Source organism: Nonomuraea thailandensis, from assembly GCF_024172165.1.
Lineage (GTDB): Bacteria > Actinomycetota > Actinomycetes > Streptosporangiales > Streptosporangiaceae > Nonomuraea > Nonomuraea thailandensis.
In genome coordinates this window covers 5,013,607-5,033,304 of record NZ_JAMZEB010000002.1, presented here as the reverse complement: position 1 = coordinate 5,033,304, position 19,698 = coordinate 5,013,607, and the positions used below count along the sequence as shown (strand labels likewise).

The 19,698-nt window shown below is 70.4% G+C and carries 18 protein-coding genes and 1 pseudogene; 5 read left to right on the top strand and 14 right to left on the bottom strand.

Features of this window, described 5'->3' with window-relative positions; translation table 11 throughout:
• Window positions 1-8: 8 nt before the first annotated feature.
• Genes HD597_RS26755 through HD597_RS26740 form a run of 4 tightly spaced genes read right to left on the bottom strand, consistent with a single transcriptional unit; the run spans window position 9 to window position 4,429 of the window.
• A complete protein-coding gene (locus HD597_RS26755) occupies window positions 9-1,529 on the bottom strand; it encodes an ABC transporter substrate-binding protein (RefSeq protein WP_253745491.1) in 1,521 nt (506 codons plus the stop codon).
• A 22-nt stretch (window positions 1,530-1,551) separates the two neighbouring features.
• Window positions 1,552-2,430, bottom strand: a complete 879-nt coding sequence (locus HD597_RS26750) for an ABC transporter permease (RefSeq protein ID WP_253745487.1) — start codon at window positions 2,428-2,430, stop codon at window positions 1,552-1,554.
• Window positions 2,427-3,347 carry an ABC transporter permease gene (locus HD597_RS26745; RefSeq protein WP_253759485.1) on the bottom strand — a complete coding sequence of 307 codons (921 nt, stop codon included), beginning with the start codon at window positions 3,345-3,347 and terminating at the stop codon, window positions 2,427-2,429. The genes HD597_RS26750 and HD597_RS26745 overlap by 4 nt, the downstream gene beginning before the upstream one ends.
• 5 nt (window positions 3,348-3,352) lie before the next feature.
• Window positions 3,353-4,429 carry a LacI family DNA-binding transcriptional regulator gene (locus tag HD597_RS26740; protein WP_253745485.1) on the bottom strand — a complete coding sequence of 359 codons (1,077 nt, stop codon included), beginning with the start codon at window positions 4,427-4,429 and terminating at the stop codon, window positions 3,353-3,355.
• A 152-nt stretch (window positions 4,430-4,581) separates the two neighbouring features.
• On the opposite strand from HD597_RS26740, the gene HD597_RS26735 reads away from it, so the two are divergent.
• Together HD597_RS26735 and HD597_RS26730 are read left to right on the top strand one after the other, a co-directional pair.
• Window positions 4,582-5,430, top strand: a complete 849-nt coding sequence (locus tag HD597_RS26735; RefSeq protein WP_253745484.1) for a phytanoyl-CoA dioxygenase family protein — start codon at window positions 4,582-4,584, stop codon at window positions 5,428-5,430.
• A complete protein-coding gene (locus tag HD597_RS26730) occupies window positions 5,427-6,284 on the top strand; it encodes a helix-turn-helix domain-containing protein (protein WP_253745482.1) in 858 nt (285 codons plus the stop codon). Before HD597_RS26735 ends, HD597_RS26730 begins: the two co-directional genes overlap by 4 nt.
• 107 nt (window positions 6,285-6,391) lie before the next feature.
• Here HD597_RS26730 and HD597_RS26725 read toward each other — a convergent pair whose 3' ends face one another.
• From HD597_RS26725 to HD597_RS26695, 7 genes are all read right to left on the bottom strand, one after another.
• The gene (locus HD597_RS26725) at window positions 6,392-6,700 is read right to left on the bottom strand and encodes a hypothetical protein (protein WP_253745479.1); all 309 of its coding nucleotides are present in this window, start codon (window positions 6,698-6,700) and stop codon (window positions 6,392-6,394) included.
• A gap of 64 nt (window positions 6,701-6,764) precedes the next feature.
• Window positions 6,765-7,970, bottom strand: a complete 1,206-nt coding sequence (locus HD597_RS26720) for a sensor histidine kinase (RefSeq protein ID WP_253745477.1) — start codon at window positions 7,968-7,970, stop codon at window positions 6,765-6,767.
• A gap of 142 nt (window positions 7,971-8,112) precedes the next feature.
• Window positions 8,113-9,576, bottom strand: coding sequence for a sulfatase family protein (locus HD597_RS26715; protein ID WP_253745475.1), 1,464 nt, complete (start codon window positions 9,574-9,576; stop codon window positions 8,113-8,115).
• Window positions 9,577-9,966: 390 nt separating this feature from the next.
• Window positions 9,967-11,172 carry a serine hydrolase domain-containing protein gene (locus HD597_RS26710; RefSeq protein ID WP_253745474.1) on the bottom strand — a complete coding sequence of 402 codons (1,206 nt, stop codon included), beginning with the start codon at window positions 11,170-11,172 and terminating at the stop codon, window positions 9,967-9,969.
• 241 nt (window positions 11,173-11,413) lie between these two features.
• Window positions 11,414-12,517, bottom strand: a complete 1,104-nt coding sequence (locus HD597_RS26705; RefSeq protein WP_253745473.1) for a S41 family peptidase — start codon at window positions 12,515-12,517, stop codon at window positions 11,414-11,416.
• Between the two features lie 91 nt (window positions 12,518-12,608).
• Window positions 12,609-13,106, bottom strand: coding sequence for a D-alanyl-D-alanine carboxypeptidase (locus HD597_RS26700; protein WP_253745469.1), 498 nt, complete (start codon window positions 13,104-13,106; stop codon window positions 12,609-12,611).
• Window positions 13,084-14,259 (bottom strand): D-alanyl-D-alanine carboxypeptidase, encoded by a 1,176-nt coding sequence (locus HD597_RS26695; protein ID WP_253745468.1) that lies wholly within the window; start codon window positions 14,257-14,259, stop codon window positions 13,084-13,086. The genes HD597_RS26700 and HD597_RS26695 overlap by 23 nt, the downstream gene beginning before the upstream one ends.
• A gap of 263 nt (window positions 14,260-14,522) precedes the next feature.
• Here HD597_RS26695 and HD597_RS26690 point away from each other — a divergent pair, with 263 nt between their 5' ends.
• A complete protein-coding gene (locus HD597_RS26690) occupies window positions 14,523-15,653 on the top strand; it encodes a serine hydrolase domain-containing protein (protein WP_253745464.1) in 1,131 nt (376 codons plus the stop codon).
• A 63-nt stretch (window positions 15,654-15,716) separates the two neighbouring features.
• On the opposite strand, the pseudogene HD597_RS26685 reads toward HD597_RS26690, so the two are convergent.
• Window positions 15,717-15,896: pseudogene (locus HD597_RS26685) on the bottom strand (IS256 family transposase); the annotation flags it as partial.
• On the opposite strand from HD597_RS26685, the gene HD597_RS26680 reads away from it, so the two are divergent.
• Entirely contained in the window at window positions 15,886-16,224 is a 339-nt protein-coding gene (locus tag HD597_RS26680; RefSeq protein ID WP_253745462.1) for a hypothetical protein, read from the top strand. The pseudogene HD597_RS26685 and the gene HD597_RS26680 overlap by 11 nt on opposite strands.
• Before the next feature lie 886 nt (window positions 16,225-17,110).
• Window positions 17,111-17,983: a DUF8189 domain-containing protein gene (locus HD597_RS26675; protein ID WP_253745461.1), complete on the top strand. Its 873-nt coding sequence runs from the start codon at window positions 17,111-17,113 to the stop codon at window positions 17,981-17,983.
• 157 nt (window positions 17,984-18,140) lie between these two features.
• Here the strand turns inward: HD597_RS26675 and HD597_RS26670 are convergent, their stop codons facing one another.
• The gene (locus tag HD597_RS26670; protein ID WP_253745459.1) at window positions 18,141-19,355 is read right to left on the bottom strand and encodes an RNA polymerase sigma factor; all 1,215 of its coding nucleotides are present in this window, start codon (window positions 19,353-19,355) and stop codon (window positions 18,141-18,143) included.
• Window positions 19,352-19,690: a YciI family protein gene (locus HD597_RS26665; RefSeq protein ID WP_253745457.1), complete on the bottom strand. Its 339-nt coding sequence runs from the start codon at window positions 19,688-19,690 to the stop codon at window positions 19,352-19,354. Before HD597_RS26665 ends, HD597_RS26670 begins: the two co-directional genes overlap by 4 nt.
• Window positions 19,691-19,698 lie beyond the last annotated feature (8 nt).

The following is a 19,698-nucleotide window of genomic DNA, read 5'->3' as shown; positions in this document are numbered from 1 at the left end:
GCTCTCCATCACGCGCCCGCGAGCCGGACGTGGGAGAAGTCGGGCAGGCCACTCGGGTCCGGGGTGAACCCGGTGACCCGCGACCGCCACGAGTAGGCGAGCTGCACCGTCATCGGGTACATGCCGACCGCGTCCGCCCAGATGATCTTTCCGGCCTGGCCGTAAAGGTCGGCGCGCTCGGCCTCGTCCGGGCTCGCGCCCGCCTCGGCCAGCAGCTTGTCGAGCTCCTTGTTGCAGTAGCCGGTACGCTTCGCCGCGCACGTGTAGAGCCGGCCCAGGTTGCTGGCCGCGTCGTAGGTCGGCGTGGCGAGCTGCTGGAAGTTGATGTCCCAGTTGAGCGCGAGCAGATCCTCGGTGAAGACCGCCTTCTCCTTCTCCAGCACGTCCACCTGCACGCCGGCCGCGGCCAGCCCGGAGGCCACCGCCTGGACGAACGGGCGGAACTCGGCGTCGGAGAACTGCAGCCGCAGCTTCTTGGAGAAGTCGAAGCCCGCGGCCTCCAGCGCCGCCTTGGCGGCCTGCGTGTCATGGGTGACCGGCTGCTGCTTGGCGTAGCCGAGCACCGCGGGCGCCACCAGGCCGTCTGACAGGGCGCCGGTCTGCGGATAGAGCTGCTTGATGATCGTGGCGAAGTCGACCGACTGCCACAGGGCCCGGCGCACCTCGGCGGTCTTGAGCGCCGGGACCGAGGAGTTGAACCACATGGTGAACACCGCGGTGCTCGGCACCGTCTTGACGGTCAGGCCGTCCGCGCCGCTCAGCGTCGGAAGCTGGTCGTCGGGGATGCCCCAGACCACGTCCACCTCGCCGGTGCGCAGCGCGGTCAGCCGCGCCGACAGGTCGGGGATGGTGCGCACGTCCAGGTGGCCGAGCTTCGGCGCGCCGCCCCAGTGCTTGGCGTTCGCGCTCATCGACAACACCTCGCCGGGCGCGAACCGGTCCACGGTGAACGGGCCGGAACCGATGGGATGCTCGAAGAACGCGGTGTCCTGGGCCGTGACGGCGCGCGGGAGGACGTAGAACAGGCCGAGCTTGCGGGGGATCGACGCGTCGGGGGCCGGCGCGGTCAGCTTGACCTCGGTCTCGGCGGTCGCGGTCATCTTGTAGTCGGGGAAGTTGGCGGCGTTCGGGCCGTCCAGCGACATCATCCGCTCGAAGGAGGCGACCACGTCGGCGGCGGCCACCGGCTTGCCGTCGGAGAACGTGACGCCGGAGCGGAGGTGGAACGTCCACTCCGCGGCGGTGGCGCCGGCCTCCCACTTCTCGGCCAGGTCGCCTTCGACCCTGCCGTCGGAAGTGGGCCGGACGAGCCGGCTGAAGATCGCCTGGGCGGCGAGCTGGGTGCCGGTCGTGGCACCTTGAGCCCCGTGCGGGTCGAGGCTCTCGATCGGGTACGTGCCCGCGGCCGTCAGCTTGTCACCGGCGGCGGCCGGATCGCCGCCGCCCGCGCCGCCGGTGGTCGTGGAACAGCCGGCCAGCATGAGGACGGCCGCGACGGCGAACGCCGTCACCTTGCGAAGGCCAATCATGGAGGTCTCCTAGGAGGGGGTGTCAGAGGCGGGGACGACGCTGCCCGTACCGGGCGGTGAGCTGGTCGCCGAGGATGCCGATGTTGATGATCAGCAGGGACAGGGCGATGCCGGGCAGGGTGGAGATCCACCAGGCGGTCTCCAGGTACTGCTGGCCGTTCGCGATGGTCTGGCCCCACGAGACGGCTCCGGTGGGCAGCCCGATGCCGAGGAAGCTCAGGCCCGCCTCGGCCAGCACGACGAGCGCGAACTCCAGCGTGGCCAGCGCGACGACCGGTCCGATGGTGAAGGGCAGCACGTGCCGGGCGACGATCGACCGGACCGGCACGCCCATCACCCGGGCCGCGTCCACCCAGGCCCGTTCGCGCAGGGACAGGGCGACGCCGCGGGTGACGCGGGCGAAGGAGATCCAGGCCGTCACCGACAACGAGAGCACCACCACCGGCACGCTGCGGGCGAACACGCCGGCGATCACGATCGCGAGCAGGATCGCGGGGAACGCCTGCAGCACGTCGGTGATCCTGGCCAGCACCGCGTCCAGCCAGCCACGGGCGTAGCCGGCGACGACGCCGATCGTGACGCCGACCACGCTCGCGGTCAGCACGGTCGCCAGTCCGATGGTCAGTGACGTTCGGGCGCCGTAGACGATCTGGGAGAGGATGTCGCGGCCGAGCGCGTCGGTGCCGAGCCACGCGACCGCGCCGGAGGCGGTGTGCGAGCCGGGGGCGAGCAGCCGGTCGGGAAGCGGGGTGTGCACCGGGTCGTAGTCGATGACCAGCGGCCCGATCAGGGCCACCAGCACGTACGCCGCGATCACCGCGTACGGCACCATGGCCGGCGCGCCCCTGCGCCACCGGCGCGTGGCCACCTGCTGGGGGAGGACCGCCGCCTGGCTGCTCACGACTTCACCTCCGTGCGGATGCGGGGGTCCAGCCGGACGTAGAGCACGTCGGCGACGATGTTGAGCACCATCACGATCCCGGCGATCAGCAGCGTGACCGCCTGCACGACCGCGTAGTCCCGGTTGGCGACCGCGTCCACGACCAGGGAGCCGAGCCCCGGCCAGGCGAAGACGTTCTCCACGATCACGGCGCCTCCCATGAGCGCGCCCATCTGCAGGCCGACGATCGTGACGACCGGGATGAGCGAGTTGCGCAGCGCGTGCCCGAGGAGTACCTGGCGGTTGCTGAGCCCCTTGGAACGGGCCGTCTGCACGTACGGCTCGCGCATCGCCTCCGTGACGCTGCTCCTGGTGAGCCGGGCGACGATCGCGGTGAACGGGAAGGCCAGCGTCACCGCGGGCAGCACCAGGTGTGCCGGCGTGCCGACCCCGGCGCTGGGCAGCAACCGCAGGCCGAGCGCGAACGTCAGCACCAGCATGATCCCCACCCAGAACGTCGGGAAGGACTGCAGCGCGATCGTGGCCGCGGACACGACCCGGTCCACCGCGCCGCCGGGCCGGCTGCCCGCGACGAGGCCGAGCAACAGGCCCGCTGCCACGGCGAGGCACGTCGCGGTGAGGGTGAGGTCGATCGTGGCGGGCAGCCGTTCGAGCACCGCTTCCATCGCGGGCCTGCCGAGCCGGTAGGAGTCGCCGAAGTTCAGGTTGAGCACGTCGCCGAGGTAACGGACATACTGCTCGAACAGCGGCCGGTCGAGCCCGAGCGCCGCGGTGAGCCGGGCGATCTGCTCCTTGCTCGCGTCCGGGCCGAGGAACACCGCCGCGGGGTCGCCGGGCGCGGCGCGCACGATGACGAAGATGACCGAGGCCGCGCCCCACATCACGAACACGCCGATCAGCAGCCGGCGCACCACCATGCGCGTCACCGGGGCCACGTCCGCTCGGGGGCGGGGCCGATGGAGTCGCCGGGCACGTAGCTGCACGGCACGGTGACCTGCCGGGGCGCGCCGTCGGCCACGTCCAGCAGCTCGATCAGGATCTGCACGGCCGTGCGGGCCATCTCGACGCGGGGCAGCGAGAAGCGGGTCCAGTCGCGCAGCTCGGGCGTCCATGACGGCGGGTCGCCGAGCAGCGCGATCGAGCAGTCGCGGGGGAAGCTCACCTCGCCGGCCGCGCTGGTGGCGGCGAGGGCGGTGGTCAGCCGGTTGTCCTCACTCGGCTCGACGAGGATCGCGGTGACGCCGGCCGTGCCCGTCCAGTGCGCGACGAAGCCCGGCGTCAGGTCGGCGGGGTCGGCGAGCACGCGGATCAGCGACTCGTCCACGGGGATTCCGGCCGCGGCCAGGCCCCGCCGGTAACCGCTCTCGCGGTCGAGGGTCGGCTCGGTGTCCTCGACCGCGCGCAGGTAGAGGATCCTGCGGTGGCCCAGGCGGGCCAGCTCGGCGACGAGGTCGCTGGTGGCCGTCACGTAGTCGGCGGCGACGTAGGACAACTGGGCGTCGTCGAGCTCGCGGCGGCCGACGAAGACGATCGGGAAGTCCTCCCTGACCAGCTCCGCCAGCTCCTCGCGGCGCACGTTGCGGCCCAGCAGAACACAGCCGTCGGCGAGCTTGAGCCGGTTGACCCCGCCGGTGTAGATCTCCCGCTCCCCGGACCCTATCGAGGTGAACAGCAGCAGGTCGTAGCCCTGCCGCGAGGTCTCCTCCTCGACGCCGATCAGGAACGGGAAGTAGAAGTCACGCTGGTCGGTCGGGAAGACCGGCTCGAACGTGTACAGACCGAGCAGGTGGGTGCGGCCACCCTTGAGGCTCTTGGCGGCGACGTTGGCCGAGTAACCCAGTTCCGCCGCCGCCGCCAGCACGGCCTGCCGGGTGGGCTCGGTGAGCTGGGCACTGGCGGCGCCGCCGCTGAGGACGAGCGACACGGTCGCCTGTGAGACACCGGCGAGCCTGGCGATATCCAGCTGGGTCGCTCGCCGCGGCCGTGCAGGAGGAGCCATGCGACCTCCTATCGAGGCGATTAATACGTATTAGAAGGTGAGTCGGATGTTAAACCTGCATTTCCGGACACGTCAACGGGTGACAAAATTCGCCATCTAGATGCACCATGAGGCCATGGCCGTGACCGGGCGGCGATGGCGATGATGGGGCGATGACGAACGATCTGACGACCTCCTACGAGCGTGACGGCTACCTTGTCCTCGACCACGCCCTCGACGCGGGTGAGGTCGGTGAGCTGCTGGAAGAGGCCGTGCGCATCTGCCGGGGCGAGCTGGGCGACATCAGTGGCGCGCTGCCCGCGGGTGCCGCCGACACCGACGACGACGTGCTGCGCCGGTTCCTGTGCGTGCACTACCCGCACAAGCTCTCCGGCGTGATGCTCGACACGATGCGCCATCCCGCCGTCGTTTCGGCGCTCACCACGCTCATCGGCCCGAACGTCAAGGCGATGCAGTCGATGTTGTTCATCAAGTCGGAGGGCGAGCCGGGGCAGGCCTGGCACCAGGACGAGCTGTTCATCCCCACGCGCGACCGCTCGCTCACGGCGGCCTGGATCGCGCTCGACGACGCCACCGTGGACAACGGCTGCCTCTGGGTGCTGCCGGGCTCGCACCAGCACGGCGTGCTCTACCCGAACCGCGAGCACGACGACCCCCGCTACGACTGCACCGTGGAGTCCTACGGCTTCCCGTTCCAGGACTCCGACGCGGTGCCCGTCGAGGTGAAGGCGGGCAGCGTGGTGGTGTTCAACGGCTACCTGCTGCACAAGTCGCTGCCCAACACCGCCGGGCACGGCTATCGGCGGGCGCTGGTCAACCACTACATGAGCGCCGAGTCGCTGCTGCCCTGGGCCGTGCCGGAGCAGGGCACGGGCATGGGGCAGGCGGACTTCCGCGACGTCGTCCTCGTCGCCGGCACCGACCCGTACGCGTACAAGGGGCTGGAGAACCTGCGCCGCCCGCGCATCCGCCCGAACCGTGACGGTGGTTGCGACAGGTGACGATCTCGGTCGATCTGGTGGCCCGGCTCGGGCCGAGCGTCGCAGGCTATCCGCCCGGCTCGTCGTTCGGCCCGCGGGTGGCCAGGTCGTACCAGTTCGTCTGGCTCCTGTCGGGCAGCGCCACCTGGCTGCATGACGACGCCGCGCTGCCGCTGACGCCGGGCAGGCTGCTGCTCATCCGGCCGGGGACGCGGGACGCCTTCCACTGGGACGCCCGCGTCCCGACCCGGCACGCGTACGTGCACTTCAGCCTCACCGGTGCGATGCCGGGCACCTGGCCGTTGGTGCGGGACCTGACCGGACGGCACGACCCGATGGCCGCCCTGTGCCAGTACCTGCTCTGGCTGGGCGCCGAGTGCCCGCCGGGCTGGCAGACACAGGCGTGCGAGACGCTGCGCCTGCTGGTGCTGACGTTCCTGGCCGATCCCGGCCCGGCGCACCGCACGCCGGCCAGCCTGCCGAAGCCGCTGACGGCGATGATGAGCGCGGTGCGCGAGCGCTGGGCCGACGGGGTGGCCAGGCCCATCCCGATGGGGCAGCTCGCCTCGGCCGCCCGGGTGTCGCCGAGCACGCTGGCCCGTACGTTCCGCCGCACGTTCGGGGTCAGCCCGGTCACCGCCATCGAGCTGCTCCGGCTGGCCAGGGCCGAGCCGCTGTTGTGGCAGAGCAACCTGTCCATGCGCGCCATCGCCGTACAGTGCGGTTTCGCGGACGCCTACCACTTCTCGCGCCGCTTTCGCGCGGTCTACGGCATGGCGCCGACCACGTTCCGCCGCACCGCGCCGGAGTTCGCGCCGCCGTCGCCTGCCGAGTCGCACGGCCTGACGGTCCTTGCGGCGCTCCTGCACGCCTGACCGGCGTCGATCCGGTTGCCGCCCGCCGCATCGTGCTCACAGCACCGGGCCCGGGCACATGTGCTCGCGCCATGTGCCCGGGCCGGGATCGCTGCCTCAGGGGAGTGTCAGTACTTCTTGATCTGGTAGGAGTGGCCGGTCGCGTTGCGGTTGCCGGAGCAGGTGGCGACGGACTGTCCCGCGATACCGGAGGAGACGACGACCCACGGGCCGTACGTGGTGCCGGTGGGACACTTGGCCACCGCTCGCACGTATCCGGCGCCCTTGTTGCAACTGGCCCAGGTCTTGTACTTCTGATAGTAGATGCCGCTGTGGCAGTCGCTCGGCAGAGGTTCGGCCAGAGCGGTGCCCTGCGCCAACGGGAGGACCGCGGTGATGGCCGCGGCCGTCACCACCGCCATGATCATTTTTCGCATGGTCAGATGGTAGTGAAGGCGCGTGTTTCCTCAGCGTTATCGTTTGCCCGGTGAAGGTGCGCGGTCAGTCTCGGGGCAGCGTGACGGTGACGACGAGGCCACCACCCTGCCGAGGCTGCGCCATGACGTCACCGCCGTGCGCCCGCGCGACCGACTGGACGATCGACAGGCCCAGGCCGGCGCTGCGCCCGGTGACCGCGCGCTCATCGCCGAGCCGGTGGAACGGCTTGAACAGGGCCGGGATCTCATAGGCGGGGATGGCCGGGCCGCTGTTGGTCACCTCCACCTCGGCTCCGCCGTCGAAGGCGGTGCGGCTGGCGACCCGCACCCAGCCGGCGCCGTCGCCGGTGTTGTACCGGATGCCGTTCTCGACCAGGTTGTGCACCAGGCGTTCGAGCAACATCGCATCCCCTGCCGTCTGCGCGGGAAAGGCCGACTCCTGCACGGTGACGCATGCCTGCTCGGCCTCCGGGGCCGTCTGCGCCACCACGTGGTTGACGATGTCGGCCAGGTCCACCGGTGACCGCTCGCCGATCTCGTTCTCGGCGCGGGCGAGCAACAGCAGCCCGGAGATGAGCCGCTCGTGGCGCGCGTTGATCTCCAGCAGGTTCGCGCCGAGCTCTTTGACGTCCTGCGACGCGGTACGGCGGTGCATGGCCAGCTCGACCAGCGCCCGGTTGAGCGTCAGCGGCGTCCGCAACTCGTGGGAGGCGTTGGCGACGAACCGGCGCTGTCCGTCGAAGGAGTGATCGAGTCGCTCGACCATGGTGTCGAACGTGTCGGCCAGTTCCTTGACCTCATCGACCGGTCCTCGCAACGCGATCCGCTCGTGCAGGCCGCGATCGGCGACAGGTGCCGCGGCGATGCGCCGCGCCGTCGCGGTCACCAGGCGCAAGGGGGCGAGCATCCGCCCGGTCACGACCCAGCAGAGCACCACGGCCGAGAGACCGACCGCGACCAGGGCGATGATCCCTTGGGCGAGCAGCGACGTCACGGCCGCCTCGCGCAGTGCCGTCTCCTGTGTCTGCATCCAGTCCAACGCCTCCGGGCCCTGCATCACATATCCGCCTGGCGCGATGACGGACAGCTTCGTCCGCCTGCCGTCCGATGTGTCGAACCGGGAGGCGAACGACTGCGACAACTGCTGGTTGAACAGCAGATACGTGACCGCGAGCAGAGCCAGCCCAGCGGCCATGAACAGCACTCCGTACCCCAAGGTGAGCCGTGCCCGCAGGGTCGGGCGGAGCATGCCGGACAGAAACGACATCATCGGATCCGGCTGACACCTTCCAGCGCCGCCGCGCCCACCAGCGCGGTCGCCCGATGCGGGGATGGGCGCGCTTGACTTCTGGCCGTGCACACGCCGGCCAGGGGAGGCAACGAAACTGTCCGCATGGCGTCCGATTCGTCTGTCATGAGCGCCAGGGGTATCGGTCGCGGTACGGGTCGCCGGTGTCGCGCAGCCAGGCGTCGAGGGTGGTCCGCTTGGCGGCCAGCACCGCGGTGGTCTCCGGGCTGGTGTCGCCGGCGAGGTTGTGCAGGGCGTGCGGGTCGGAGTCCAGGTCGTAGAGCTCCTCGGGGACGCGGTGCTGGTAGAAGGTGACCCGTTCGGCGACGGCGGGGTCGGTGGCTGCGGCGGTGACCATGGCGCGCCAGGTCAGGCCGGACATGTTCTCCGCCTGGTAGCTGGCCTGGCCGTCGGACCAGGCGTTCCAGACGTAGCTCCAGCGCGGGTCGTGCACGCCGCGCATGTCGTAGCGGGCGCCGTTGGCGGATTCGTGGAAGACCGTGGTGATCGAGCCGCGGCCGGCCTGGATGCCGCCGTTCAGCAGGGAGGTCAGGTCGCGTCCATCGAGGCCGTCGGGCGGTTGTGCGCCGGCGGCTCGGCAGAGGGTCGGGAAGAGGTCCATGGTGGAGACGAAGTGGCGGTGGTCGGCGTGGCCGGGGCGGGTGACGCCGGGCCAGCGGATGATCAGCGGGGTGCGGGTGCTGTGCTCGTAGCAGTTGGCCTTGGCGTACGGCACCGCGATGCCGTTGTCGGACATGAAGATGACGATCGTGGACGAGGCCAGCCCGGCAGTCTCCAGCGCGGCGAGCACGGCGGCGAGGGTGTCGTCGGCGCGGCGGGCGCTGCTGAGGTATTCGGACATTTCCTTGCGAATGTTGGGCAGGTCGGGCAGGTAGCCGGGGATGGTGGCCTCGTCCGGGGTGTAGACGCGTGACGGGGTGGCCATGGTGGCGCGCTGCTCGGGGGTGTAGCCGATCTGTTCGGCGGCGCTGCCGTGGTAGGGGCGGTGCGGGTCTTCGGCGTTGGCCATCAGGAAGAACGGCCGCCCTTCCGCCTTGGCCCGGTCGAACAGCGTGGTGGCCGCCTCGGCGTAGCGGGCCGGGTTGCGGCCCATGCCGAGGTCGGCCGGGTCGGCGCGCAGGTCCCAGGCGAACCGTTCCACCGGGGTGAGGTGGCCGGCCTTGCCGAGGATGCCAGTGAGGTAGCCGCGCGGGCGGAGCAGGTCGTTCAGGACCGGGACGTCGTCGCGGATCGGCTCGAAGCCCTCGGCGCCGTTGCGGTGCGGGTAGCGGCCGGTCAGCATCGCCGAGCGGCTCGGCTGGCAGATGGCGACGGGTACGTGCGCGCGGTGGAAGCTCGCGCCCTGCCGGTGGAGCCGGTCGATCGCCGGGGTGAGATCGGCCCGGCCGCCGAAACAACCAGGGCTGTCGCCGCCCATGTCGTCGACCGTGAACAGCAGGATGTTCGGCGTGGCCTGCGCGGAGTCGCCGCGGGCGGAGGCCGCGGGAACGGTGAAGGGAGACACGGCGGCGATCGCGGCTGCCCTGGACAACAGGGCGCGGCGGGACATCGCTGACGCTTGGTTCACTCCATGATCCTTTTCATAGCGGACGGGTCGATCAAGGTGTAACCGGGCCGTCGTTTCCGCAGCGTTTCCGGGCAGCGGTGCCTCGGATTGGGTGGTCCTGAATTCCGTCACCGGCCGAGTGCGACGTGCGCCAGGACCGGCCCGCATCCGCCGCTGCCGAATCAATGCCGGAAGAGCCAAGAGGCTGGGCGGCGTTCTCTGGCCAAGTTGCAGGAAGCGGCCGGCTTTCCGGCCCGTCGCGGCCGGCAGGAGATCGCTGCCTCTCTCCGGCGCCGGCCGCACGGCTCCAACGTTCGGTGATGACGGCCGGCACCGGTGGTGGCTTTCATTTCTGCCGGTCACCGTCCGGCTTGAGCCTGTTTAGCGCTGTGGGGTGCCCACAGCCGGCTGCTACCCGGCCGCTGTGATGATCAGCTTGCGGGTGTCGTCGATCAGCTCCTGAATGGGCGGATTGGTCCTGTCGGCGTAGTTGAACAGGAAAACGACCACCCAGTCGCTGTCGATATGCACGTCGAGCAGCGTGGAGGTGCCCAGCGATCCGCCGCCGTGCCCGATGATCTGCTGCCCGTTCCTGATCGCCGACGTCGGTCCGTAGGCCTGGGCCGACGCTCCGCCGGCGTTCGCCTTGGCGTGGGGCACCTTCCCGGTCAGCATCAGGTTGGTGTAGGCGGGGCCGATCAGCCGGTTGCCGGCCAGGGCTCGCCCGAACCGCTCCAGGTCCGGCGCGGTGGTGAAGGCGTCGCCCGCCGGCGTGCCGATGTACGGGCTGCCGTACTGCTCCGGATGCTCCAGGGTGTCGACCCGCTGGCCTGCGGCCGAGGTTGTGTACGGGTGGGCGATGTCGTCGTCGGAGAGCTGCTGCGGGCGGGTGTAGTAGTCCGTGCGCGACATGCCGGCGGCGTCGAAGACGTGCTTGCGTACGTAGTCGTAGAAGGACTGGCCGGACACTTCCTGCACGATCGCGCCGAGGGTGCAGAAGCCCGAGTTGCTGTAGCTGGACTTGGTGCCGGGCGTGAAGAGCAGCGCCGACTTACGGATGACCCCCATGATGCCGTCCAGCATCGCCGCGCCACTGGTCCACTTGCCCGCATTCGCGCGGAACTCCTCCGAGGTCTGGAAGTTGGCCATGCCGGAGGTGTGGGTGAGCAGATGGTGCACGGTGACGGCGTCGGCGATGGCGGACGGGAAGCCGTCCAGGTAGGCGCCGATCGGCTGCCCGAGATCGAGCTTGCCCTGTTCGGCCAGTTGCATGATCGCGGTGGCCGTGAACAGCTTGGCCACCGACGCGAGCGCGAAGATCGTGTCGGATCGGTTGGGCAGCGACCTGCGCTCGTTGGCCTTGCCGTAGGAGCGGGACAGCACGGTCCGCTTCTGGTGCGTCAACAGCACGGTGCCCGAAAGCTTGCCCTCCTCGGCGAGCTTGCCCAGTTTCTTGTCGAACGCGCCACCGGGCCGTAGGCCCGCGGGTACGCGCCCGGTGGCGGCACCCGTCGCCGCGGCGGCAGATCCCGCGGACGCGAAGGCCCCACCGGCCGCGATGGACGTGACGCCCAGCACGCGCAGGGCGGATCGGCGTGACCACCGAGAGTTTTCCATGACAGGGTCTCCATCAGATTGATAGGGGAACTGGCGGCGCATATACAACACAGCGGGACGTTTCCTCCGCGTTATCACGCCTTTGCCGGCGAACGGATGGACACACTGCTCGGCCAGACCGCGTGACTGCCCGACCACCGCAGTGCGTGAGGCCGGTATGCGCGAGAGGCCACCGCCGACGTCTCGGCCTCGATCGTCCCCTCGTGCTTCGAGGGCGCCGGCGCCAGAGGGCGGCGGCCGTTCACTTGGTAAGCAGAGTGACGGCCTTGGCGAGGGCCGGGTCGCGGCCGTGTGACAGGTCGGTGGCGGTGGTGGGGACGTAGTGGTCGGGAGCCACGCCGATGCCGTTGATGATCTCGCGGTCGGCGTTGAGCTGGTAGTGGGTCGGCAGGCGCAGGCGGCTGTTGTCGTCGAGCCGGTAGGGGTAGGCGGGCCCGGAGACCAGGCCCGTGGTGCGCGTGCCGATGAGCGGGCCGACCTTGAGGTCCTTGACCGCGCCCGAGAAGGCGTCGCATGCCGACACGCAGGTGCCGTCGGCGAGCACGGCCAGTGGCAGGCCGAGCAGGCTCACCGAATCGTCGGTGCGGTTGGGCGTGCACACGTCGTCGGCGTCGCAGTTGTAGTTGAACACCTTGCCGTGCACGAACGAGCTCAGCAGCCGGGTGACCTCGGCGCTCGCTCCGCCCCGGTTGCCGCGCAGGTCCAGGACGACGCCGCGCAGCCGCTTGTCTGTGCTCAGGCCGGCGAGGGCCGCCAGGGCCTGGTCGGCGGAGCCGGGGGCGAAGCCGCCCAGGCTGAGGTGGGCGACGTCGCCGTCCACCAGTTCGGCCTGCACGTTCGCGGACGTGGGCTCGTACCAGGAGGGCGTGAGCGTGGTGGTCCAGGTGCGGCCTGTGGACGGGCGGCGCAGGGTCAGCCGTACCGGGTCGGCGCTGGTGGAGGTGAGGCGGTTCAGGGCGCCGACGGACAGGATGCCGTCGACGAAGATCTTCTGGTGGAGGGCGCCGAAGGCAGCCCAGTCGGCGGTCCGATCGCCGGACAGCGCGGGCATGGTCGCGTCGGGCTGATCCAGATCGCGCCTGCCGAGTTCCGTGGTCAGGCCGGCCAGCGCGCCGACCAGCAACTGCCGGTGATCGAGCCGGTCACGGCCGTAGAAGACGTCGAGCACGCAGGTGTAGGCCTGCCGCAGCGTGCTCAGCTTGGTCTCGGTCGGTGGCGGCGCGGCCGGGGTGGTGTCGATGGCGCACGGCGGATCGCCGGCGCTGCCCGCTGCCGAAGCGGCGGGCAGGCCGGCCACGGCCCCGAACGCCAGCAGCATCGAGCAGAACCAGGACAAGGGACGCATTGAGCAGGACCTCCGTTGGTCAGGATGAGACAGGCCGACGCGAGCCGGGTACACGCCGCCTGGGCGTGGTCCGACAGGGCGGATGGCCGGCCTACCTGGTAGCTGTGCCGCTCAGGACGGTGTAGGCGCAGGCGGCGATCTCGCCGAGGGCCTGCCCGGTGAGGTCGGCGACCTCCCGCTGCTCCTGCTCGCCGTTGGCCGGCATGCTGACGAAGGCGGCGAAGGTCAGCATGCGGCCGTTCGGCAGCCCCACGTACCCGGCCAGGGCCTTGCGGACCATTCCGGCGCCGTTGGCGCCGCCCTGGCTGGTGCCGGTCTTGGCGTGGATGTGCCCGGCGGCCGGTGAGTCCGGCTGGACGTCGGTCAAAGAGCCGTCCTTGCCCAGGATCGGCAGCGCGTCGTGGTAGCCGGCGAAGTGGGGCTGGTCCGCCATGTACGCCAGGAACCGGGTGAAGTAGCGCGGGGTGTAGTTGTTGTTCGCCGAGCCGGGAGGAGCGGGGTCGAAGCCGGCCTTGGTGAGGATCTCCTTTCGCAGGCGCTGGCCTGCCTCCTTCGCGTTGTCCGCGTCACCTGCGGCGATGGCCCCCATCAGGTAGGGGAAAGGTCTCGGTGTGCAGGTTGGAGCTCACCTTCAGCATGGGCTTGAGCTGCTGGGGCAGGGCCGGCCCTGCGTACTGCGCGATGAGCTTGCGCTCGCCCGTGCCGGCCTTCTTCTCCAGCACCCGCACGCCGGCCCGGTGCAGGACCTCGGTGAACAGGAATGCGGCGAAGACGGCCGGCTCGGGCACGAAGTAGGCCCGGAACAGCCCCTGGCTGCCGGCCGGGATGTCGCCCGTCAGCGTGACCGTGCGGGTGCCGTCGGCTCGGCGCTCGTCGCCGGTGAAGGTGAGCGGGCGGGCGGAGGCGGCGTCGGCCGCGGCGATCGTCCGCACCTGGTTGACGATCTGGACGTAGTCCGTGTTCGGGGAGATGCGCAGGACGGCGGGCCGGCCGGAGCCGGGCCCCGGCTCGACCGTGACGTCCACGACGTTGTCGTTGACCATGATGGGCGAGATGGTGGCGGTGATGTTGTTGGCCAGCTTCTCGCTGCCCTCGCGGAACAGCGAGGTGTCGACCAGGACGCGGCCCTCGACGCGCTTGACACCCGACCTCGCGATCTGGGCGGCGAGTCCGCGCAGCTCTTGCAGGGGGTCGCCGCCGATGGGTACCGCGCCCGGCGTGGTGCTGTAGGTGTGGTCGGCCTCGGGCAGGCGCAGGCTCCCGTCGCGGCGCAACCGTCCCGACAGCAGCAGGTTCCCGCCGGCGACCAGCACCAGGTCACCCTTGAGCACACCACCGCGCACCGGCCCCGTGCGGTACACGCGAGTGGCCAAGCGCCGGTCGGCGCCCAGCGCCAGCATCGCCGTCCCGCCGACGAACACCTTGGACGACGACCCGGCGACGAACAGCTTCTCCGCGTTGAGCTCGTAGATCGATTCCTTGCTGTCGGGGGCGAAGAACTCCGCCCCCCATTGGGCGCCTTGGAACTCCGGTCGTGCCATGATCTGCTCGATCTTGGCTGCCAGCGCCGTGTTCGGGGCCGATCCTGCGGCGGTGGCACGGGCGGCCGCATGGGCGGGCCGGGCGGCCGAGACCGCCGCGGCCGCGAGCGGGACCGCGCCCAGCAGTCCGAGTACGGATCGGCGCGACAAGGGCGAGAAGGACGGCTGGTCAGAGTCGCCTGCGTTGGTGTGGTGCGGCACAGTGCCTCCTCTTCGGCATGGCCGGCCTTCCGACAGTCCGGCCGGTCCAGTGGTGGCTGATCTTCGGTGGACGATCCAAAGGGGCGGCGTGTTTCCTCGCCGTTTCCCTGCTCCCGCCTGCGCGAGGTCCGCCGGGACGGCGGCGGAAACGCTGAGGAAACACCCGCCCGTGCAGAAAGGGACGTCGAAAACAGGCGCGCCGTACGGGCTCAGCCATACCTCTCGCCCTGACGCGCGTTCCCTCCCGAGGAAGGATCTCCAACGTGAATCGTGCCGCAGCGACCGTGGCGGCCGGGCTGGCATGCGCGATGCTGACGCAGGGCATGCCAGCCACCGCGTCCACCGCGTCCACCGCGTCGACCAGCGCGTCCACCACCGGATACGCCATCGGTGACGTCCAGGAGGCAGCCGACAGCGTGGCGAAGGTCGACGGTGTCGTCGGTGTCATCGCTGAGGCGTACTACGACGGCAAGCGCATCGGACGTGGATCGACCGGCTCCCGGCTGATCGACGGCGAGGGAGGCAAGATCCCCTCGAATGCCCGCTACCGCGCCTGGTCGCAGACCAAGCAGATGACCGCCACCGTGCTTCTGCAGCTGGTCAAGGAGGGCAGGCTCGCCGTCGATGACACCCTCGGCAAGGTGCTGCCCATCACGGTCGAGCAGGACCTGGTCGAGCGGGCCGGCGAGATCACCGTCCGGCAGCTCCTCCACCACCGCTCCGGCATCCCGGACTACAACGGAGCAGGCGCCAAGAACCTGCGCCCGTTCGACGACCTCACCACCCGCCACACCTGGACGGACCTGGCGAAGAGCTCCCGCGGCATACCTCGCACCAGCAACCCGGGCGAGAAGTACGCCTACTCCAACACCAACTACATCCTGCTCGGCGCCATCATCGAGAAGCTGACCAGCCGCACCCTGGCCGAAGAGTTCGAGCGGCGGCTGTTCATGCCGCTCAACATGACCAAGACCTACCTGCCGACCAAGCCGGACCAGGGCATCAAGGGCCCGCACGGGCACGGCTACTACCCCCAGCCCGACGGCACCCTGCGCGACGTCGACCGGATCAACCCCACCACCCTGGGCGCGGCCGGCGGCGTCATCTCCACAGCACGGGACCTGACCACGTTCCACCGCGCCCTCGCCCAGGGCAAGCTGCTGCCGGCCAACCTGCGCGACCTGGTCAAATACCCCGACCACGAGGAAACGGTGTGCGGTGGCACCGTCGGACTCTTCACCGGCTCCGGCCCGGGCGGGAACGCGATCAGCTTCACCTCCGCCGACGGACGGCTGCAGTTCGCCATCGACGTCACGACGAGCACACGCGTCCAGCCCGAACTGCGCCCAGCCATGTACGAGACCGCCGAGGACGTGCTCTGCCCCGACCACTGACATGTGGACCGACCGCAGCCGGACAGGCGCCAGCGACCACAGCGGATGTGCCCAGCCAGTGGTCTATCTCGAACCTGTTCGATCAGCGGTGGCCGGGGTCAGGCGGCCTTCGAAGGTGACGGCGAAGGCGTTCAGGGCGGCCTTCCAGCCGGCGATCCAGCGTTTGCGGCCCTGGCCGGTCGGGTCCAGGCTCATGATCGCCATGTAGACGCACCTGAGCGCGGCCTGCTCGATGCTCCTATGTCTTGTCAAGGCGCTGCTGCTGCGCCGCGTGACGGCCCGCTGCCTGCGGTGGCTGCTCAAGCCCTTCTTCGCCGCGGGTGCCACCATGCGCGACGTGCTGCCCGCCGTGGACGTGCGCCCGGACGACAGCCGGTGGACCTACACCTGGTCGGGCACGGCCGGGATCCGTCACGTGCCTGGCTGGGTCGGGCACCGGCTGGCGGGCATGGATCAGTCCAGACGGCCGAGTCTGCCTGTTGCCGTCCCATCGTGCCGCAGCGACGAGCCGCGCAGGAGGCACACAAGCAGGAGTGGGGAGCACGAACAGCGGCGGCCGGTCCTGCGATGACGTCAGCGCCGGGAGAGGCCCAGGCCGACGTCCCTGACCCATCCCCAGCAGCGCAGACGCCGACCGGCGCGGGCCCGGGGAACGCGGTGCGGCATCGGCCCGCCGGCTGCCGCAGGAGCGGGGACTACCGGTGATCAGCCCGTTCTCCCGCCCTCGCCGAGAGGGCTGGCGGTGATCCTGCTGCTCAGGGCTCGGCATCACCGAGACCCCACTCTCGGACGTGGACGCCCTGCTCCGCTACCCCCATGAGGGCCTGCTCCTCCTGGCCCACTCCAACCACCACCACTTCCTGCTGCCCGCGTGCCGGGCGACGGCCTCGCGGGGCCCGGGCGATCGCGCTGCCGGACGACAAGTCGCTCCGGCTGGAGTTCTTCGCCGTCAACGAGCCGCCGAACGGCCCACGCTGACCGGCCGGAGAAGGACGACACCTGAAAGGGCGCCCACAACCGGCTCCGAAAGGCACCTCGTCGAAGAGGGCGTCTGTATCTCTGGCACGACTCAAGGATCGCGATCGAAAGTTCATGTGGCGACCCCCGAGGGTGAAGCGCCAGCATGAGGATGTGCCGAGTTCCGCATAAGATGCCTCCCCCATGCGAGGAGGCTCCCCGGACGGGGAACGTCTTGAAAGAGGCTGTCGCCGCAACAGGTCAGGAACGTGCAGGCCGGGCACGGGCGTGCCGGCCGTCAAGCACGTCCGGACTGATCTCATACGCGGTGTCAACATGCGGCGCATGAGCATCGGCCTGCCTGTCACCGCCGAATTGCAGGACCTTGACACCGGCAGCTCCTGACTCTCGCCCAACCTCTTCGAGAGTCGGCGGCGACGCCACCAAGCCTGCCCCCGGTTACCAGCGACACCATCACCAACCCAACTGGGGAGGAACAAATGGGAGACAACCGCATCTACATCAACTCCGCCCGTGAGGACCAGCCGTTCGGCGGCTGGCAAGAAGTCCAGGGAAACGGCCAGACGCACGACGCGCTCGCCGCCGCAGGATTCGGTTCCCGGCTCTACGTCTTCGGCGCGGGCACCGACAATCGGATCTATGTGAATTCGGCTCGTGAGGACCAGCCGTTCGGTGGTTGGCAGGAGGTGCAGGGAGGCGGGATCACGCACCTGCCGCTCGCGGCGGCGGCGTTCGGTTCCCGGCTCTACGTCTTCGGGACCGGTACCGACAATCGGATCTATGTGAATTCGGCTCGTGAGGACCAGCCGTTCGGTGGTTGGCAGGAGGTGCAGGGAGGCGGGATCACGCACCTGCCGCTCGCGGCGGCGGCGTTCGGTTCCCGGCTCTACGTCTTCGCGACGGGCACCGACAATCGGATCTATGTGAATTCGGCTCGTGAGGACCAGCCGTTCGGTGGTTGGCAGGAGGTGCAGGGAGGCGGGATCACGCACCTGCCGCTCGCGGCGGCGGCGTTCGGTTCCCGGCTCTACGTCTTCGCGACGGGCACCGACAATCGGATCTATGTGAATTCGGCTCGTGAGGACCAGCCGTTCGGTGGTTGGCAGGAGGTGCAGGGAGGCGGGATCACGCACCTGCCGCTCGCGGCGGCGGCGTTCGGTTCCCGGCTCTACGTCTTCGGGACCGGCACCGACAACCGCATCTACATCAACTCCGCCCGTGAGGACCAGCCGTTCGGCGGCTGGCAGGAAGTCCAGGGAGACGGCATCACCCACGACGCGGTCGCCGCCGCCGCGTTCGGCACCCGGCTCTACGTCATCGGCAAGGGCGTGGCGGTACCGGCCCACGTGTAGGCGTCCGGGCAAGGTGCCGAGCCGACGTCCTGGCGAGGAATCTCTGATCGATTCGCCAGGACGTCGGCGACCGTGCGTGACCCTTCGTTCCCGGCCGGCCGGTCTGCCCGTGGCCGCCTGAACCAGTGCGACGGTCCCCTGCGGAGCAAGCCATGGGTCAGGCCCATTCCAGCCGCTCGGCCAGCAGGGCCTGCTGGGCCGGGTTGGCGGTCAGGGCCAGTGCCCGTTCGTCGGCCCGGTGCGCCTCCTGGCGGCGGCCCAGCGCTCGCAGCAGCTCGGCTCGGGTGGCGTGCAGGAGCGGGTAGCGCTCCAGCACCTGGCCGAGCTGCTGGAGTTCGGACAGCGCCGCCTGCGGCCCCTTCACGTGGTGCAGGGCGATGGCCCGGTGCAGCCGCGTGACGGGTGAGGGCGCCAGGTGCAGCAGCATGTCGTACAGGACGAGGATCTGCGCCCAGTCGGTGGCGGCGAAGGTCTCGGCCTCGGCGTGGCAGGCCACGATCGCCGCCTGCAGCTGGTACGGCCCCGGACGGCGGTGGGCGCGGGCGGCCCGCGTGAGCAGGGCGGTGGCCTGCTCGATGGCCTGGTGGTCCCACTGGCTGCGATCCTGGTCGGCCAGCAGCACCAAACGGCCCCGGGCGTCGAAGCGGGCCGCGCCGCGGGCCCGGTGCAGCCGGATCAGCGCCAGCAGCCCGGCCGCCTCCGGCTCCTTGGGCAGCAGGTTCACCAGCAGCGCGGCCAGCCACTCGGCGTCCTCGACCAGGCCGCGCGCCTGGGCCCGTTCGGCGGTGCTGGACAGGTAGCCCTCGTTGAACAGCAGGTAGATGACCGCCAGCACCTCGCCGACACGCTGTGGCAGATCCTGCTCGGCGGGGATGCGGTACGGGATCCCGGCCTCGCCGATCTTGCGTTTGGCGCGGGTGATGCGCTGCGCCACCGTGGCTTCGGGCACCACGAACGCGGCGGCGATCTGCGCGGCCGACAGCCCGCACACCACCCGCAGCGTGAGCGCGATCTGCGCGGCCCGGGACAGGGTCGGGTGGCAGCAGGTGAAGATCAGCCGCAGCCGGTCGTCCCGCGGAGCGGGCGCCGGCCAGGTGAGCCGGGCGAGCTTGGCGCGGTAGTTCGACTCGCGGCGCAGCACGTCCAGGCCGCGCCGCCGGGCCACGGTGAACAGCCACGCGTCCGGGCGTTCCGGCACTCCCTCGACCGGCCAGCGCAGCAGCGCGGTCTCGACGGCGTCCTGCACCAGGTCCTCGGCGGCGGAGAAGTCGCCCAGCAACCCGACCAGGGACGCGGCCAGGCGGCCCGCGTGCTCGCGCACCACGCGGGCCAGCACGTCCTGGCTCACCTGCCCGTGCACCGGCTCGTTCATGAGGCAGGGCGGATCTCCACGATCGGGCAGGCCGGCCACGAGCGGGCGATCTTCAACGCCTCGTCCAGGTCGGCCACCTCGAGTTCGGCGAATCCGCTGACCACTTCCTTGCCCTCGACGAACGGCCCGTCGGTGACCACCGCCTCCTCCTGGTCCAGCCGCATCGTGGTGGCGGTGTGCACCGGCGCCAGGCGAACATGATGGGTGATCTTGTCGGCGTGCTCGGCGAACCACTGCCCGACCGCCGCGTAGGCGGCCTGCTGCTCCAGCTCGCCCATCGCCTCCAGCCGCTCGGCGAACTCCTCGGTCTCGATGAACATCAGCACGTACTTCACGGTCGCTG

What these genes read in the sequence shown, in the direction of transcription:
- HD597_RS26755 (WP_253745491.1), bottom strand. Translation starts at nt 1,529, where the DNA reads ATGATTGGCCTTCGCAAGGTGACGGCGTTCGCCGTCGCGGCCGTCCTC.
- HD597_RS26745 (WP_253759485.1), bottom strand. Translation starts at nt 3,347, where the DNA reads ATGGTGGTGCGCCGGCTGCTGATCGGCGTGTTCGTGATGTGGGGCGCG.
- HD597_RS26740 (WP_253745485.1), bottom strand. Translation starts at nt 4,429, where the DNA reads ATGGCTCCTCCTGCACGGCCGCGGCGAGCGACCCAGCTGGATATCGCC.
- HD597_RS26735 (WP_253745484.1), top strand. Translation starts at nt 4,582, where the DNA reads ATGACGAACGATCTGACGACCTCCTACGAGCGTGACGGCTACCTTGTC.
- HD597_RS26725 (WP_253745479.1), bottom strand. Translation starts at nt 6,700, where the DNA reads ATGCGAAAAATGATCATGGCGGTGGTGACGGCCGCGGCCATCACCGCG.
- HD597_RS26720 (WP_253745477.1), bottom strand. Translation starts at nt 7,970, where the DNA reads ATGATGTCGTTTCTGTCCGGCATGCTCCGCCCGACCCTGCGGGCACGG.
- HD597_RS26710 (WP_253745474.1), bottom strand. Translation starts at nt 11,172, where the DNA reads ATGGAAAACTCTCGGTGGTCACGCCGATCCGCCCTGCGCGTGCTGGGC.
- HD597_RS26705 (WP_253745473.1), bottom strand. Translation starts at nt 12,517, where the DNA reads ATGCGTCCCTTGTCCTGGTTCTGCTCGATGCTGCTGGCGTTCGGGGCC.
- HD597_RS26700 (WP_253745469.1), bottom strand. Translation starts at nt 13,106, where the DNA reads ATGGGGGCCATCGCCGCAGGTGACGCGGACAACGCGAAGGAGGCAGGC.
- HD597_RS26680 (WP_253745462.1), top strand. Translation starts at nt 15,886, where the DNA reads ATGCTCCTATGTCTTGTCAAGGCGCTGCTGCTGCGCCGCGTGACGGCC.
- HD597_RS26675 (WP_253745461.1), top strand. Translation starts at nt 17,111, where the DNA reads ATGGGAGACAACCGCATCTACATCAACTCCGCCCGTGAGGACCAGCCG.
- HD597_RS26670 (WP_253745459.1), bottom strand. Translation starts at nt 19,355, where the DNA reads ATGAACGAGCCGGTGCACGGGCAGGTGAGCCAGGACGTGCTGGCCCGC.